This is a genomic window from uncultured Campylobacter sp. (genome assembly GCF_938039245.1).
Taxonomy (GTDB): Bacteria; Campylobacterota; Campylobacteria; order Campylobacterales; family Campylobacteraceae; genus Campylobacter_A.
Window position 1 is genome coordinate 52,037 of record NZ_CALHVN010000040.1, and the last position, 15,447, is coordinate 67,483.

The 15,447-nt window shown below is 43.4% G+C and carries 13 protein-coding genes; 1 reads left to right on the forward strand and 12 read right to left on the reverse strand.

The annotated features are described in order from the left end of the window. Positions 1-395: 395 nt before the first annotated feature. The 12 genes from Q0218_RS06865 to Q0218_RS06920 all read right to left on the reverse strand — a co-directional run bounded on the left by Q0218_RS06865 (position 396) and on the right by Q0218_RS06920 (position 13,817). Positions 396-1,088 carry a phosphoadenylyl-sulfate reductase gene (locus tag Q0218_RS06865; RefSeq protein WP_297967902.1) on the reverse strand — a complete coding sequence of 231 codons (693 nt, stop codon included), beginning with the start codon at positions 1,086-1,088 and terminating at the stop codon, positions 396-398. Further along, positions 1,072-2,121: a sulfate/molybdate ABC transporter ATP-binding protein gene (locus tag Q0218_RS06870; RefSeq protein WP_297967904.1), complete on the reverse strand. Its 1,050-nt coding sequence runs from the start codon at positions 2,119-2,121 to the stop codon at positions 1,072-1,074. Before Q0218_RS06870 ends, Q0218_RS06865 begins: the two co-directional genes overlap by 17 nt. Further along, positions 2,122-2,928, reverse strand: a complete 807-nt coding sequence (cysW, locus tag Q0218_RS06875; protein WP_297967906.1) for a sulfate ABC transporter permease subunit CysW — start codon at positions 2,926-2,928, stop codon at positions 2,122-2,124. It abuts the gene before it with no gap. Then, entirely contained in the window at positions 2,925-3,752 is an 828-nt protein-coding gene (gene cysT, locus Q0218_RS06880) for a sulfate ABC transporter permease subunit CysT (protein WP_297967908.1), read from the reverse strand. The genes cysW and cysT overlap by 4 nt, the downstream gene beginning before the upstream one ends. Next, complete coding sequence (locus tag Q0218_RS06885; protein ID WP_297967910.1) at positions 3,749-4,741, reverse strand: sulfate ABC transporter substrate-binding protein; 993 nt, start codon at positions 4,739-4,741, stop codon at positions 3,749-3,751. Before Q0218_RS06885 ends, cysT begins: the two co-directional genes overlap by 4 nt. Beyond that, positions 4,734-6,026, reverse strand: coding sequence for an SAM-dependent methyltransferase (locus tag Q0218_RS06890; protein ID WP_297967913.1), 1,293 nt, complete (start codon positions 6,024-6,026; stop codon positions 4,734-4,736). Before Q0218_RS06890 ends, Q0218_RS06885 begins: the two co-directional genes overlap by 8 nt. Beyond that, positions 6,026-7,735, reverse strand: coding sequence for a nitrite/sulfite reductase (locus Q0218_RS06895; protein ID WP_297967916.1), 1,710 nt, complete (start codon positions 7,733-7,735; stop codon positions 6,026-6,028). The genes Q0218_RS06890 and Q0218_RS06895 overlap by 1 nt, the downstream gene beginning before the upstream one ends. 1,092 nt (positions 7,736-8,827) lie before the next feature. Beyond that, positions 8,828-10,288 carry a mobilization protein gene (locus tag Q0218_RS06900; RefSeq protein ID WP_297967918.1) on the reverse strand — a complete coding sequence of 487 codons (1,461 nt, stop codon included), beginning with the start codon at positions 10,286-10,288 and terminating at the stop codon, positions 8,828-8,830. 275 nt (positions 10,289-10,563) lie between these two features. After that, positions 10,564-10,869, reverse strand: a complete 306-nt coding sequence (locus Q0218_RS06905) for a hypothetical protein (protein ID WP_297967921.1) — start codon at positions 10,867-10,869, stop codon at positions 10,564-10,566. Positions 10,870-10,945: 76 nt separating this feature from the next. Further along, the gene (locus tag Q0218_RS06910) at positions 10,946-12,457 is read right to left on the reverse strand and encodes a hypothetical protein (protein ID WP_297967923.1); all 1,512 of its coding nucleotides are present in this window, start codon (positions 12,455-12,457) and stop codon (positions 10,946-10,948) included. 104 nt (positions 12,458-12,561) lie between these two features. Continuing rightward, positions 12,562-12,735: a hypothetical protein gene (locus Q0218_RS06915; protein ID WP_297967925.1), complete on the reverse strand. Its 174-nt coding sequence runs from the start codon at positions 12,733-12,735 to the stop codon at positions 12,562-12,564. A 35-nt stretch (positions 12,736-12,770) separates the two neighbouring features. Beyond that, the gene (locus Q0218_RS06920) at positions 12,771-13,817 is read right to left on the reverse strand and encodes a tyrosine-type recombinase/integrase (protein ID WP_297967928.1); all 1,047 of its coding nucleotides are present in this window, start codon (positions 13,815-13,817) and stop codon (positions 12,771-12,773) included. A 453-nt stretch (positions 13,818-14,270) separates the two neighbouring features. Here Q0218_RS06920 and Q0218_RS06925 point away from each other — a divergent pair, with 453 nt between their 5' ends. After that, positions 14,271-15,446 (forward strand): site-specific integrase, encoded by a 1,176-nt coding sequence (locus Q0218_RS06925; RefSeq protein ID WP_297967930.1) that lies wholly within the window; start codon positions 14,271-14,273, stop codon positions 15,444-15,446. Position 15,447: the final 1 nt, after the last annotated feature.

Here is a 15,447-nt window from a genome sequence, read left to right on the forward strand (position 1 = left end):
TTTTTAGCGACGACTTGAAATTCGCCGTTTAAATTTGGGCTTTTTAGCTCGCTTATTCGTCCGCCTACTTGTTTTCTCGCTAACTTCGCTTATGGGCGCTAGCTTCTGCTTTTTGCGCGCTTACACCGGCGACATAGCTAAATTTAGAGCCGTCAAGGGCGGGTCTAGGCGCATAAAATTTGAAACAAAATTTACAAATTCGACCTCAAATTCGAGCGCAAAGAGCTAAGGCAAAGTATCGCGCGATGGATTTAAGGGCTTTGTCTCCCTTGCGGTCGCATCTACTTGCAGTCGCGACGTAAAATTTAGCGAAGATAAGACATATAGTCTACCGGGCTAAATTTTTACTAGCTTTGTTAAAGACGCTTGTAAGACAAGCCGCCGGCTACAAAATTTTAATCTCGCCCTTTTATATGCAGCCCGCACTCTTTATGGTTAGGATCCTCCCACCACCACCTGCCCGCGCGTATGTCCTCGCCGGGTTTTATCGCGCGGGTACAGGGCTCGCAGCCAATACTGGCGTACCCCTTCGCATAAAGCTCGTTTACGGGCAAATTTAGCTCGCGCGCGATGCCCCACATAAACTCGTCGCTAAAATCAAATAGCGGGTTGATTTTTTTTAAATTAAAATTCGCGTCCGTTTCGCACAGGCTAACGCCCGTTCTAGTTACGCTTTGCGCCGCGCGTATGCCGCTTATCCACGCCCCTTTTTCGTTTAGAGCCTCGCGCAAAGGGATCATTTTTCGCTGATGGCAACAAAATTTGCGGTTTTCTACGCTATCTCTCATGCCCCATTGCCCGATCTTTTCGTCCACTTGGGCTAGCGTCTCGCCGCTAATAGCGTATGTTTTTATCTTGATACCGAAAAATTTCTCTACCTCTTTTTGATACTCTAAACTCTCTTTAAAAAGCTTATGCGTATCGAGGGTAAAAATTTCAAGCCTGTCTAGATCAAAGCCCGATTTTAGAGCCATATCGATCGCGATACAGTCCTCTATCTGATGCGAAAACGCCAGCGCGACGCGCCCCTTTATCTCTGCCAAAACCGCCGCCAAACGCGACGTCGCTTCATTATATGTAGTAATCACAAAAACTCCCGTCCTCTTGCGAGTAGCTATGCACGCTAGTAAAATTTAGATATACGAATTTTAAATTTTTCTCTTTTATGTCTTTAAATTTCGCGCTCGTGATATCGACCTCGACCATATCCGCGCTTTCTTGCATCTTAATATCAAGCCTAATGCGAGAGCCTAAAATTCGGCTATGCACGATCTCGCCCTTTTTAGAACCGACGCTGTATTCAAAGCCAAGCTCTATCTCGTGAGGCCGCACGAAAAGCAGATCTCCCGCGCTCTCGTCGCTTACGATACCATCAGCGCCCACTCTGCCGCGAAAGAGATTTACGTTGCCTAAAAAGCTATACACGAAAGGATTGGCCGGTTTTTCGTAAACGTCTACGGGCGTGCCTACTTGCTGGATCTCGCCTTTATTCATCACGACTATTTTATCGCTTACTTCTAGCGCTTCTTCTTGATCGTGCGTAACGAACACGCTAGTAATGTGAATTTCGTCGTGTAACTTCCTTAGCCATCTGCGTAGATCTGCTCTAACCTTTGCGTCTAGCGCCCCAAACGGTTCGTCTAGCAGCAAAATTTTAGGCTCCACCGCTAGCGCCCTAGCTAGTGCCACGCGCTGTTTTTGCCCGCCGCTTAGCTCGTCTGGAAAGCGCCCCGCCAAGCTTTCTAGCTGGATCATTTTTAGCAGGTGCATGACGCGCTGCTTTATCTCGTCTTTGCTCGGGCGCGAGGCTTTTGGACGGACGTTTAGTCCAAACGCGATGTTATCAAACACGCTCATATGCCTAAATAGCGCGTAGTGCTGAAAAACAAAGCCTATGCCGCGTTCTTTTATGCTTTTGCGGCTGACGTTTTCGCCGAAAAACGAGATTTCGCCGCTACCTGCGTTTTCTAAGCCCGCGATTATGCGAAGCAGCGTCGTTTTGCCGCTGCCGCTAGGTCCTAAAAGCGCGGTTAGCTCGCCTTTGTTTATCTCTAAATTTACGTTTTTAAGCGCTACGAAATCGCCGAAATTTTTATTTAAATTCGATATTTTTATACCCATTTAGCTCCTTTTGCTAGCTTTTTGAACTAAAAATTTTAGCGCCAGCGTGACTACCGAGAGCAGTAGCAACAAGCTAGCTACGCTAAAAGCCGCTACGTAAAGATAGTCGCTATATAAAATTTCTATATAAAGGGGCATCGTGGTAGTTAGCCCGATTATCTTGCCGCTTACGACCGCCACGGCGCCAAATTCGCCCATCGCTCTGGCGTTTGTTAGCACTACGCCGTAAAATAGCCCCCATTTTATGTTCGGCAACGTAACGCTAAAAAACGTACGAAGTCCGCCCGCACCCAAACTAAAAGCCGCCTCTTCCTCGCTATTTCCTTGCTCTTGCATTAACAAAAGCGTCTCCTTGGCTACAAACGGAAAGGTAACGAACGCGCTAGCTAGCAAAATCCCCGGCAGCGCAAAAATCACGTCGAAATTTAACGCGCTAAAAAATTTTCCCAAAAAGCCGCTATTTCCAAAAAGCAGCACGAACATTAGCCCCGCGATAACGGGCGAAACGGCAAATGGCATATCTAAAAGCGTAAGTAGCGCCGTCTTGCCGCGAAACTCGAATTTCGCCGCCGCGTAGGCTATCATAACGCCAAATACGGTATTTATAACAACGCAAAATCCCGCGCAAAGCAGGCTGAGCTTTACCGCGCTAATCGCGTAATCGTCGCTAATCGCGCTAAAATAGCCGCCAAGTCCGTCTTTTAGGGCTTCTGACATGATGGTATAAAGCGGAAGCGCGATAAAAACGAATAAAAACGCGGCGCTAATTAAAAGCAAAACGGGCTTTAAAAATTTCGGTTCGCTCATTTTGCGACCTTTTTTTGTATGAAATTTATCAAAAATAGCGAGGTAAACGCTACTAAAATCATGAAAAATCCGATTACGGCGGCTTCTTGATAATTAAAACTATCTAGGCGCGAGACGATTAAAACGGGTAAAATTTCGCTTTTAAAAGGGATGTTGCTCGAAATAAAAATGACCGAGCCGTATTCGCCAAGGCCTCTGGCAAAGGCTAGCGCAAAACCCGTTATCAAGGACGGAAGCAGGCTTGGAAGCATTATTAGCCTAAAAATTTGCCAAAAATTCGCGCCTAAATTTTCGGCCGCTTCAAGCACTTGTTTATCAAAATCTTTTATAACAGGCTCCGTCGTTCTCACTACAAACGGCATGCCTACGAATATCAAAACGATTACGACGCAAGTAAAATCCGCCCCTTGCAAATCTATGCCGAGCCTTAAAAGCGCAGCGCCCATAACGCCGCCGTGCGAGAATAAATATGCCAGGCAAATCCCAGCCACCGCCGTAGGCAGCGCAAAAGGAATATCTATGAGCGAGCTAATAAAGCCCTTGCCCCAAAATTCGTAACGCGCCAGGCACCACGCGATAATAAAACCGAAAAGCGAATTTATCGCGGCGGCGACGAATGAAGCCGTAAATGAAAATTTAAGCGCCGATAATACGCGAGGATCGCTAATAACGGCTAAAATTTCGCCTATGCCGCCCTTAAAGCTAAAAGCGCCCAGAGCCGCCAGCGGTAGTAAAACCAAAAAGCAAACGTAGCTAGCGCCAAGACCGAAGCAGATATTAAATCCCGGCAAAATCGAGGGCTTTTTAAGTAAAAATTTTCTCATTTTTTGCCCTTCGCTACGATCTCGTAAATTTTATCAAACTCGCCTCCGTCGCTAAAATGCCGCTTTTGCGCCGCGTCCCAGCCGCCAAAGCTCTCTATGCTTATTAAATTTATTCGCGGGAAAGTTTTCTCGTATTTTTTAGCGACGCTTTCATCCGTCGGGCGGAAGAAATTTTTCGCGATAATCTCCTGCGCATCGGGTAGATAAAGGCGTGCCAGATATTCGCGAGCAAGCGGGGCGTTGCCGTTTGCGGCGGCGTTTTTACTTAAAACCGCGACCGGAGGCTGCGCTAGGATGCTAAGGCTTGGGTAGATAATCTCAAACTCGTCCTCTCCTAGCCTTGCTTTGCTAAGATGCGCTTCGTTTTCCCAAGCAATCATCGCGTCGCCGATACCGCGGCGTATGAAAGTGTTTGCCGATCCGCGAGCACCCGCGTCTAGCACGGGAGCGTTGGCGTAGAGTTTAACCAAAAACTCGCGAATTTTATCCTCGTCGCCGTCAAATTTAGCCGCGGCATAGGCGTATGCGGCTAGGTGGTTATACCTCGCGCCGCCTGATGTTTTGGGATTTGGCGTTACGATTTTTACGTCGTTTCTTACTAGATCGTCCCAGTCTTTTATGCCTTTTGGATTGCCTTTTCTAACCAAAAATACGATCGTGGAGTTGTAAGGCGCGGAGTTTAGCGGGAACTCTTCTTGCCACGAAGCGTCCAAAGCGCCGCTTTTTCGCGCGACGGCGTTAATGTCGTAGGCAAGAGCCAGCGTCGCGACATCGGCTTTTAATCCGTCTATTAGCATCCTAGCCTGCGCGCCGCTACCGCCGTGGCTTTGTAAAATTTTAATCTTTTTGCCGCTTTTTTGCTCGTAGTATTTAACGAAAAGCGCGTTATATTCTTTAAAAAGCTCCCGCGTCGCGTCGTAAGAGACGTTTAAAAGCTGTTGCGCGGCGGCAAAATTTATAAGCGCTAAAAAGATTAAAATTTTATTCAACGGCTATCCTTTCGCATTTTGGTTTCAAGCTTAGCGATTTTTCGACGACGGGGCCGATTATTAAAATCGCCGGACGAGCGCATTTTAGCGCCATAGATTCTAAATTTTTTATTCGTCCGAGGATCGCTTTTTCATCCGCTCTATCTATATTTGAAACAAACGCCGCGGGCGTATCTAGGTCTAATTTTAGCTTTCTTGCCGCATTTAAAATTTCGCCCGCGTAAGCGTGCGCCATAAGCGCGACCGCCGTAATATCTCGCGTCTTTAAAATTTCAAGCCAAGCGGTGTTTATCGCGCCGCCTTTTAGATGCGCCGAGACTATCAAAACGCCGCTGCTAACGCCCCTAATCGTAGGCGTAATAAGCGCGCTAGCGCATCCGGCAAAAACCGAACTGACGCCGCTAATTAGCTCAAACTCTACGCCGTTTTCCTCTAAAAAGCTCATCTCTTCAAACGCTCTGCCAAACAAGCTCGCGTCGCCGCCTTTTAGCCGCCCGACGGTCTTGCCTTCTTTTGCCAGGCTTAGCATAAGGGCGTTTATTTGCTCCTGCGTCGCGCTATCTTCGTCTTTGCCTTTGCCTACGTTAATAATCTCTACGCCTAAATTGCGCAAAATTTCGCGCGTATCCTCGCCGACTAGTTTATCGCTTAGAGCTACGTCTAGCAGCTCAAACGCTTCAAGCGCGCCTAAGGTGAGATTTTGAAGGCTGCCGCTGCCGCAGCTGATTAAAAAAACTTTGCCTAAATTTTTGCGGCACTTCGGTTTTAAAATTTCGGCCTTTTGCGGGTTAAAATTTTCAATCGCCTCAAGCCTGACTAGTTTTAGCTTCGGGATAAAATCCGCTAAATTCCTAGGCAAAATTTTAGCTATTTTATCTCTTACGAGCGCGGCTAGGCTAGGACTCGCGCCGCTAGTGCTAACGCCTACGCTAAGCTCGCCTAAATGCGCGTTTGCGGTAAAATAAAAATCGCTTAAAGCAGGCTTATCGACTACGTTTAGCAAATAGCCCGAGCTTTTACGCTCGCTAAATAAAGCTTGCCCTAAATTTTCATCTCCGCTAGCGTCTATTATCATTTCAAAGCCGCTTAAATTTTCGCCCAAATTTTGCCGCGTTAGCTTGCGAATTTTTACGTTTTTATCGGCAAAAAACGGCTCCAAAATTTTTTCGGCTAAAATTTCGAACTCCCAATTAGCCGCTTTTAGAGCTAAAAATTTTTGCCGCGCGACCTTTCCGGCTCCGATTAAAAGCGTGCGTTTAGGCGTAAGGGCTACTGGTAGGGTCATTAAATTTTATCTTTTAGCGTTTCGCCAAAAAGCGCGTCCGCGCCGTAGTCGTAATACGCCCGCGGGTTTTCCTCAAACGTCCCCACGCGCTGATATAGCCCGCAAAGCTCTGCTATGACGCTATCTCCGCCGTTATCGACCCAGTCGTTGAAGTTTTTAAACTCGGATTTTACCTGCGTAAATTTTTTAAGCGTTTGATAGACGAATTCAGGCACGTGATAAGCGGCCACGCCGCCTACTTTTTTGCCGAATTTGCTTTTGCCTTCTTTTAGCTCGCCGCCGGCAAATACGCTGTAATAAGGAAGCGATCTGCCGTCCTCGCGCCTAGTGCCGCCCATAAAGCCTAAATTCGCGTTTTGATGAGCGGTGCAGGAGTTTGGACAGCCCGACATCTTAATAACGATATCTTTTAAAAGCGAAAAGTCTAAATCGCTGTTTCTAATATGATCGTGGATAGCCTCCACTGCGCCTTTTGGACGGCAAATTCCTAGCCGACAGGTCGATGCGCCCGTGCATGGAGTCATATTCGCAAACACGCGCGGATCGGCGCTCATAGGCGAAATCTCCGCGATAACGGGATAAAGCGCGATAAGATCGGTCTTTTTGAGATTTTTTAAGATGATATGCTGGTCTCGGCTGATAAAAAGCGAATCTTTTAGGCCGAGTTTAATAAGCGCTTTTGATAGCTTTATCGCATCGTCTCCGCGCACGTTTCCCCACAAAAACGGCACTACGGCGTAGTAATAGCCCTTTTGTTTTTGCGCGGTTGCGTAGTTTTGCGCCCAGGCTTTTTGCGCGGCGGAAAATCTAACGCGAGGTTCGCTTACTAGCGGCTTAACGCCCCTTGGCTCTTTGATATCCAGCTTCCATTTTTCGCTTGAAGCTCTAATTTTTGCGACCTCGTCCTCAATCATTTTAAAAATCGTCTCTTTTCCTAGCTTCTCGGCGGCATGGCGCAGGCGGGCGGAGTTTCTATGCTCGTAATCGCCGGTTTTAGCAAACACGAGCTTGATGGCTTGCGCGTATAAAAAGGCTTCGTTTGCGGGGATAAAGCTTTTAAATTTATCGCCTAGGCGCGGTTTTGAGCCCATTCCGCCCGCGACGTAGACTATAAAGCCTTTTTTGCCGCCTTTTTTGGTTGCTATAAAGCCCGCGTCCGTGATAGTCGCGTTTGCTCTGTCGGCCTTGGAGCCGGAAAAAGCGATTTTAAATTTCCTAGAAAGTCCGTAAGAATCGGCTCTGCCGATAAGCATGCTAGTAATGGCGTTTGCGTAGGGAAGGACGTTAAAAGCCTCGTCTTTGGCGACTCCCGCTAGCACGTCGCAAACCACGCCTCTAACGCAATCCCCGCATGCGCCGCGCGTAGTCATATTTATCGCGGCGATCTCGTTTTCAAGCTCTATAAATTCGTCGTCTTTTACAAAATGAAGCTGAATGCTAGCTCTCGTAGATAGATGCAAAAATCCGTTGGCGTAGCGCTTGCAAAGTTCGCCGAGGCGTGCGAATTCTTTCGCGCCGACGCCGCCGCCGTGCGTTTTTACCCGCGCCATGTAGCTGTCTTTTACGCGCTGTTCGTATATCCCAAACGCCACGCGAATTTTCTCAAAACCTTTAAAATCAAGCTCGCCGCTTTTATATTCTTGCCATTTTTGCCTAAAAAATTCCGCGTCTTTGACGCTTACTTCCGCCGGAATAATATAGGTGTCCATCGTTTGCCTTTTTATAAAATTTGGGCAAGATTTTACAATAAATTTACTTAAATAGATTAAATATTATTAAAATTTTTGGTTTTACGATAGAAATTTAACAATAAGGCAATTTAAAATTAAATACGAGATTTTATTGTAAGTCAATTGAAAGTCATTTGTCGGCATAGCAGGACTCGCGCCTATGGCTGCTTTTTATCGGCGTCATAATTGCGAGTTTTGTCGCGCTATCAAGCATTTCGCATTTTTGTACTTTGGCTTGCGAGACAATATAACAGCATGCGGGTTGCGGGCAAACTCTTTGTTGTCATGGATTTTTATTTTGTCTCCTTTTTGAGGGCTTAATTTTGGTTCTGTTCCCCTAAAAAGTAATTATATCCGCGTACTTTCGTATTTTTATTTTTCTTGAAATATCGTATTTTAGGCGCTTTGCGAACTCTTTAAACGCATAGGTTGTTATTTTTTGTTTACTTTACTTCTACTAGGTAAAAAAACGTCTAAATAGTAAAAAATGTATAGTAATCGAGGCTAATTCTTACTGCCAGTTGAGCGGAAGCTCTATTTATAATGCTGTATTCTAGGGGTTTTGAATGCTTAAATTGTGTGTAATGGTGCCCGAGGTCAAATTAATTTTTGCCTTGACTAATTGCCGATACATGCATAGTTTCGTCAAATTCTTAAAACGTATTCTATATTAATTTGCTTTAAAAGTCAAATTTAAACTCATGCAAAAAATTATTTTTATTTATTTTTTTTATATCTTACCTCGGTCAAGCGGAACGGATTTTTGAGCACTTCGAAAAAATCCGAGAAGCGCAAAAAAATACAAATTTGTTTTTTTTTAAAGAAAAAGATGTTTTTCTCTTTCCATTTTTAGGCGTCGCCCTCTCCCTAAAGAGAGGGGCGCCGAGAACACATCTATGGGGGACTTGTCCCCCATACCCCCAGCGTCTTTTAAAAGCAAAAAGAGAAGGGAGATAAGGAGAGGTTTACCCCTTTTTGGGTTTTGCTATATATCTATATTATAATATATTAAGAAAACGATTAAAATGCTCGCAAACGCCGTTTTTCCAGACGCGCGCGAGGGGTTAAAGGTTAAAGTTTTAACCCGTTTTCAGGCTGATTTACTCGTGGGGCGTAGCTTAACAGCCCGCTTTTTATGCCTGCGAAATAATCCGCAGAATATCGACCCTTTAAATAATCATCTAAACTATCGACTAAATGTTGCCCCTTCGGTTCGATGTGCAGCCGTCCAGAGCGCGCAAGCTCGGACAGCATAGAAGCTTGACCCAAACAAAAGCTATCGTTAGCAGAAACACCCAAACCCCCTTGATTCGATTTTTTAAGTGCCTCGATTTCGATATCTTTTTGTTTGACAAGCCCTACAGTATCTTTTAAAGTCTTTTGCAGTAATTCGTTTTGTTTTTGGAGGCTATCAAGAGTTTTCAGCAACCCCTCATTTTCTTTCTTGATAGCGTCGACATCAAAAGCAGGCTTTGAGCTAGTAGCCCCGAGAAACGAGCCTAGAATACGGTTTTCCTGCAAAGCCCGTAATTGCGCGCGCACGTTTATTTCTTTCTTGGCAGCGAGTTCAGTCAAAGCAGTTTGAGCCTCTTTTAATACGTCAGCAGCAGCTTGCTTCACAACTACAGAGTTCGATACGTAAGCAAGAACGCTAGCCTTATCAAAATTTCCAAAAGTAGTAGTTTTAATTTCGTTCTGAATTGTTTTCTCGACGACTTCATCTAGCTTAGGATGAGCTTTTAACTTTTTAATCTTTTCTTTAAATAGCTTAGAAAAATCCTCGAGGTCGGCGAGATCAGGAGCTTTTTTCAGCTCATCGAGCTCGTTTTTAAGTCGCTTGTTTTCGGCCTCGAGTGCAGCATAATCCCCACGACTAGCCCCTTGTTCCTGCAAATCAGCGCGAGCTTGCTTGTTAGCAGCCTTGAGTTGTTCCTCTAGCTCTTTTATTTGCTTTTTGGCGTCTTTGAGCTCATTTTTGATGTCTCCGAGTTTAGCCTGCAAAGGCTCTTGTAAGCTCATAGCTTGACGATATTGTCGAGGAGTGAGATGCGTCCGCTTCGTTATTTTCTTGCTAAGGCCGCGCTCCATGCCGAGGGCTTGCGCGATTTCCGTTTGAATTTGACTGATAAGGTTAGGCTTTCCAAAATTTCGACGATGTAGAGAGTTTCCGTTTTCATCCAGAGAAAACATAGCGACATGAACGTGATCGTTTAGGATAAAAGGTCTTTGGTCAGCAGATGATAGCCCTAACTCATCCATCTCATCATCGGTAGCGAAGTGCCCTTCATCCCTATGGCGCGTCCAAAAAACAGTTCGATACCCGAGGCGCTTCTCAAGGATTTGCACAACCTTTTCGATATCCTCACGAGTGTGAAAACCCCGCAAATTCACGGTAGCTTCCCAGTATATAGACTCAGAGTTATAGCTCGGTCGTCTCCCCGTCCGCGCTCGATAGGCGGCGTCAGCTTCGTCTTTCATCTTTTTAGCAAGAGCCCGAGCTTCAGAAAAGAGCAAGAATATAAGAATATTCATTGTCTTTCGTCATTGCGCCTTGCACGTTTGAGGCTTGAAAACCCTGTCTAAAATCGTGCCAATACGCGAACTCCGATTTCATGGGGTCGATCCGAAAACAAGATTTAGCGTTGTTGTCCATAGTTTTTTTTCCTTAAATATGGTATTATCGCATTTATATTTTTTTAGGGGTCTTGCGCCCCTAAAAAACGAGCGTCGCTTTATGCGATTAGTGAGCTCACTAATCAGCTACAGCAAAGCCGTAGCTGAAAGTTCGCCCGCAAGGGGGGGGGGGGTTACGCAGTGGTAGAGTTCGAGAGCTCGAACTTTTTAGCAAGCGCCTCAACTTCAGCACGCTCTTCCTCGATTTTAGCCATAGCTTTTTTGGCGTTTTCCAAAGCGTTTTTCGCCTTAGCCTCGCGTTTATCAATGCTCTTGAGTTTAGTAACAAGAGCATTCAAGTCTTTAAGTAATTTTGCACGGGGACTAAGCTCTTTTTTCTCTTTTTGTTCCGCAGGTTTTTGCTCTTGAGGTTGAGCGGTTTTTTGGCTCTGCGTTTGCGCTAGAGCGACGTTTTGGTTAGGTTTTTGGAAATTTTCCATCTAAAACTCCTTTATTTTTTTGATTTAATTATAAAAGCATGATAGATCAAAAGTCATTTAAAAGTGCTAGTTTTTTTTAAACAACCGTCGGTATTAAATCATCAGGCGCAAAGAGGCAAGGCTCGGCGACTTTTTGCGACTCGCTTTCCTTTATTTTTAACGGCGATTTTTCGAAAATCGGCGTGCGCTTTTGTTTCGGAAAAAGTTCGCCGAGCTTTTGATATTTTTCGCGTAAGCCAAGCTCCCAATACTCCTCCGTATCCAAAAGCTCGTCAACTATTGCATCGCAGGCTCCACCATGTAAGCCACTCATTAAGCCTTTCTGCCACAAATCCGTATGCCAAGTTTCATAAATTTCTGTCTTTATTTCGCCAAAAATATCGCGGTGCAAGTGATAGTTATATAGCTGTTGAATATTGTCTGCGCCGTATTCGCGGGCGAGCGCCAGATCTGCGCGAGCTTGTTTTTGTTGCGCCCGTCGTTGCTCTTGATGTCGCTCAAAAACGAAATTCAGATATGCACTTGCACGAGCGGGGGACAAGCTAGGCGTTAAACCATTTTGGTAATTTGAAAAAAGCGTGCGAATCAAACAGACTAATCCGTTTTTATTTTTTTGCTTTTTTGCGGCAATTTTTAAGGCTTTTAGTTGCCGTTCAGAGAGAAAAACCCGGCAGTTGCTAGCGTGATACCGTTCGCCATTTGCGGCGCGCAGGTCGCAATCAAGAGGGTTTAGGTTTTCTTTTTTACCGTTCTTTTTGGGCTTACGTTTTTTCTTTATCGAAGTTGGAAAAATCACAACCTTTTCAAGAATATAAGGGGCTTTGGTTTCTTTATTTATCGCATTCGCAGCCCTTGCACGATTCTTTTTAACCCCAAAAGTGTTGTTCCATGTTTCAAGCAATTCATTCATAAATACGTCGAGCTCAATATACGCATTTGGATATTTGCGAGCCATTTTAAAATTTTGCGCGCTGTGTAGAATTTTTCCCTCTTGCAAGCCTTTTATTTTATCGCATTTATAGACCCGTTTCTTGCCGTTTTCCCATTCGCTCGCGGTCTTTCTAAGTAACTTTGAAACATCATAACCGAGGATTTGCGCCGTTTTTTGTTTTAGGTGCCACTCGCCCGTACCTTCCTTGAATAAATACTCGGGGCTTAGGACTTCGACTGATACAGCCTTGCGGCTTAAATATCGCTCCAGAATGGCCGCAATTTTATGGAGATGCAAAGGCAGGCAAAAGACCATGGCATGGATATGCGGCATACCGCCCCTATGGGATTCAAAGACGTAACTGACAAAGATCGGATATTGCTCTAGCGCTTTCTCGATAAATGTTTTTAGATATTTTTCGAGAGCTCGCGCAGCTTCGACGGCAGTCATACGGCCGCAGGTTCCACGCTTGCGAATGCCCGAGTTGTCAAGCGTGATAGCTATGCCCAAGGCGGTAAAGCCGATTTTTTCGAGAGTTTTTGAAACGTCTATAGTTCGAAGGCGGACTTCCCGACCAATGCTAGAACGGGCGAGCAGATCGTCGCTGACAACCTCGCCGTCATCTATGCTTAAAAATTTTCTATCGATAGTCGCCATACAAGGCCCCGATTTTATAAGGATTTAAGCGACTTTTGGATATTATTGCATTGTATTTTTTATGTGAGGGGCAAGGCTCCAAAATCTGCCCCCCCCAAAAACAATCAGTCATCATTACATTCAACCCCTAGCAAGACTTCTTTAAAATTAAACAACGAGAGTAGATAACGATCCCACCACTCCGCGAGCTCTCGCAGCATATCTTGAATCTCGATATCGTCATATCGCAAATCGGTATATGCAGCCTCTACGTCGTTCATGCTAGGAATATGGCTCATATACATTTCGATAATATAGTTTGGGATTCCATGATTTACATCTGCTTCATAGCAAAGGTTTTAAAACTTCCTCGCAAGCCATGCTTCGTGATATTTGCCATCTTTTTTAATAAATAATTGATGACTTGGTCGGCAACGCCGTCAAAAACTAGCCCCTTACCGTTTGATTTTTCAAGCTTTTTCAAATATGTCAAAAGTTCAATCATAGTACCGCTTAGCGGAAGTATAAAATCTTGACGGCTTTTTTCGGTTTTTAATTCGCCCTTCATTCTTGACTTATCAAACTTTACGAGCTTTTTATCCCAATCGATATCCTCCCACCGTAACCCAAAAATATTCATACTACGCAAAGCAGTCTCAAGGCCAAAAAGAACTAAAATTCTTTTCTTTAGGGCTATTTTAGGCGTTAAGCAAATATTTTCGAGCAATTTTTTCAAATCTTGCGGATTAACTATTTTTGGGTGATGTTCGGTATTTTTCTTGTTCGGTACCTCGTAATCGTTGTTAAATTTGTAGGTTTCAAGGACGTTTTCGGCGATCCAATTATTTTTTTTCGCAAATTTAAGGACGTTGTCGATGACATAAAAGAGCTTCACATTAGTTGCAGGAATATGCTCGCAGACGTTAAAAATTTGAAGTTTAAGATCGCTTACGGAAATATCGGAGATATCCATATCCGCAAGACTCGTGTTTAGGATATGTTTATTGGTTCGAACTTTATAACTATGGATAGTTTTGTCTTTAAACCTAAGCGGGTTTTTCTTTATAAACTCCGCCCAAACCTCTCTAAAGGTTCGAGCGTTTCGCGGTTCTTCCTCTTGGTTGACATAGCTAGCGCCTTTTTTAAACGCAGCTTCAAAGGTTATATACGGTATTTCCCCGATTTTCACGAACACGGCTTTTCCGTTTTGCGGAGAGTAAAAGCGAATAACTTTCTTGCCTTTTGGGGGGACTTCCAATTTAAATTTTGGATAGCCGGGGATTGAATAACGGACGGTGTAGTTTTTACCGCCCGTATCTTGCCTTAAAATCCACTCATCGACTTGTTTAAAAGTCATAATAGAGTTTTTTGTTTTTGCCATAGCAAACATCCTTAAAAAAGATATAGGTTTTTGCCTATTCAGATTAATTATAAGATGTTGACTAACTATACAAATCTATACAAAAATAACCGTAAAAAGAGGTATTTTCACCCAATGCGATAATTATCGGATTAGATGTATTGACATTACCTTTTTTATTTGTTATATGCGTCTATTAGGGAATTTCGTCAGGCTTTTTAAACTTGAGATTTCGGGATAAATGGTGCCCGAGGTCGGACTCGAACCGACACAAGGTTGCCCTTACCAGATTTTGAGTCTGGGTCTTTACTAGACTATAGATTATTATAACTTTCTATAAATACCCTATTTTACGCTATTTTAGTATATTTATAATTTCCTTATAAGCGACAATTTTATACAATTTGCTATAAAAATGTGTACCCCAATGTGTACCCTAACAAAAATTTGATCATATAGATATAGGATTTTGCTGTGGCGGATAAGCTGATTAAAGTCAATCTTGATAATGCGGATTGTAAAAACATATATTTTGTAAATAATGACGATTTGTTCGCTGGAAAAGAGATCGTAAAAGCTCCAACTTACATTAGTAGAGACTATAAATTGATATTAAGAATTACTATTGTAAATATTAGCGGCATGAGAACTCAAACCAAGAAAACGTATTCCTTTAATAAAAAAATCACTTTCTTGCAAGCAATTAAGGAGGTGGCGTCAAAAAGAGAAGGGCTTTTGAGCAAGCTCAAAGAGGGTAAGCATAAAGAGATAAAAATAAAAATACCGACATTAAGTCAGGCGTGGGGCAGATATATGGATATGAAGAAAAATCAACTATCCTCAAATACGCTTGCTTCCTATAATCTATTTACAAATAAATGGATACTGTCTGATTCTAAGCTAGCCAAAACGCCTATAACCCACATTACCACCGAAATGCTGCAAAGCATAGTGAATAAAATGCTAGATTTAGGTATGAGCCCTAGAACCTCAAAATCTGTTAAAGAAGCTCTTAGGCCTATGTTTAACCTGTATGTTTTGGAGGGTATGGTTAAAACTAACCCAGCTAGCTTGATTCAAATACCTAAATTTGACAATCAGGTAAATGTTGAATTAGACGACGAAAAAATAAGAGAGCTATACGATGCGCTATATAGTTACCCTGTAGAGCCGTTTAGAAGTATATTTGTGTGGCTTTCGCATGGCAGAAGACTAAATGAGGTTTTGAGTTTAGAGTGGAGAGATATAAATATACCAAATGGCATATATAATATTAGATACGAAAATAATAAAGTTAGAAAGCCTATGACTTATAAATTAAGCAATGAGCTTTTAGAAACCCTTGACAATATCGATAGGCAAGAAAGTGGCTATATATTTCACGCCATAACAGATAAGAGTAAAAAAATAGATAAAAATACGATCAGACCTCATTGGGAAAAGATATTAGCAAAGCTTGGGATAAAAATTAGAATTCACGATTTAAGGCACTTGATAGGCGGAGTTTTGGTTTCGGAGGGTAAAACGTTAGAGCAGATAGCTTCTATACTAGGCCATACTTCTACAAATGTTACAAAAAGATATTCAAAGGTCAGAAGAGAAGTGGCTGCCGAAAGCCTAGATGATTTTTTTAAAAGAGTAAAAAAATAAA

Excerpts from the sequence above, each read along its gene's own strand:
- Q0218_RS06920 (WP_297967928.1), bottom strand. The coding sequence starts at position 13,817 with ATGGCAAAAACAAAAAACTCTATTATGACTTTTAAACAAGTCGATGAG.
- Q0218_RS06890 (WP_297967913.1), bottom strand. The coding sequence starts at position 6,026 with ATGACCCTACCAGTAGCCCTTACGCCTAAACGCACGCTTTTAATCGGA.
- Q0218_RS06905 (WP_297967921.1), bottom strand. The coding sequence starts at position 10,869 with ATGGAAAATTTCCAAAAACCTAACCAAAACGTCGCTCTAGCGCAAACG.
- Q0218_RS06915 (WP_297967925.1), bottom strand. The coding sequence starts at position 12,735 with ATGAGCCATATTCCTAGCATGAACGACGTAGAGGCTGCATATACCGAT.
- Q0218_RS06895 (WP_297967916.1), bottom strand. The coding sequence starts at position 7,735 with ATGGACACCTATATTATTCCGGCGGAAGTAAGCGTCAAAGACGCGGAA.
- Q0218_RS06870 (WP_297967904.1), bottom strand. The coding sequence starts at position 2,121 with ATGGGTATAAAAATATCGAATTTAAATAAAAATTTCGGCGATTTCGTA.
- Q0218_RS06900 (WP_297967918.1), bottom strand. The coding sequence starts at position 10,288 with ATGAATATTCTTATATTCTTGCTCTTTTCTGAAGCTCGGGCTCTTGCT.
- cysW (WP_297967906.1), bottom strand. The coding sequence starts at position 2,928 with ATGAGCGAACCGAAATTTTTAAAGCCCGTTTTGCTTTTAATTAGCGCC.
- cysT (WP_297967908.1), bottom strand. The coding sequence starts at position 3,752 with ATGAGAAAATTTTTACTTAAAAAGCCCTCGATTTTGCCGGGATTTAAT.
- Q0218_RS06910 (WP_297967923.1), bottom strand. The coding sequence starts at position 12,457 with ATGGCGACTATCGATAGAAAATTTTTAAGCATAGATGACGGCGAGGTT.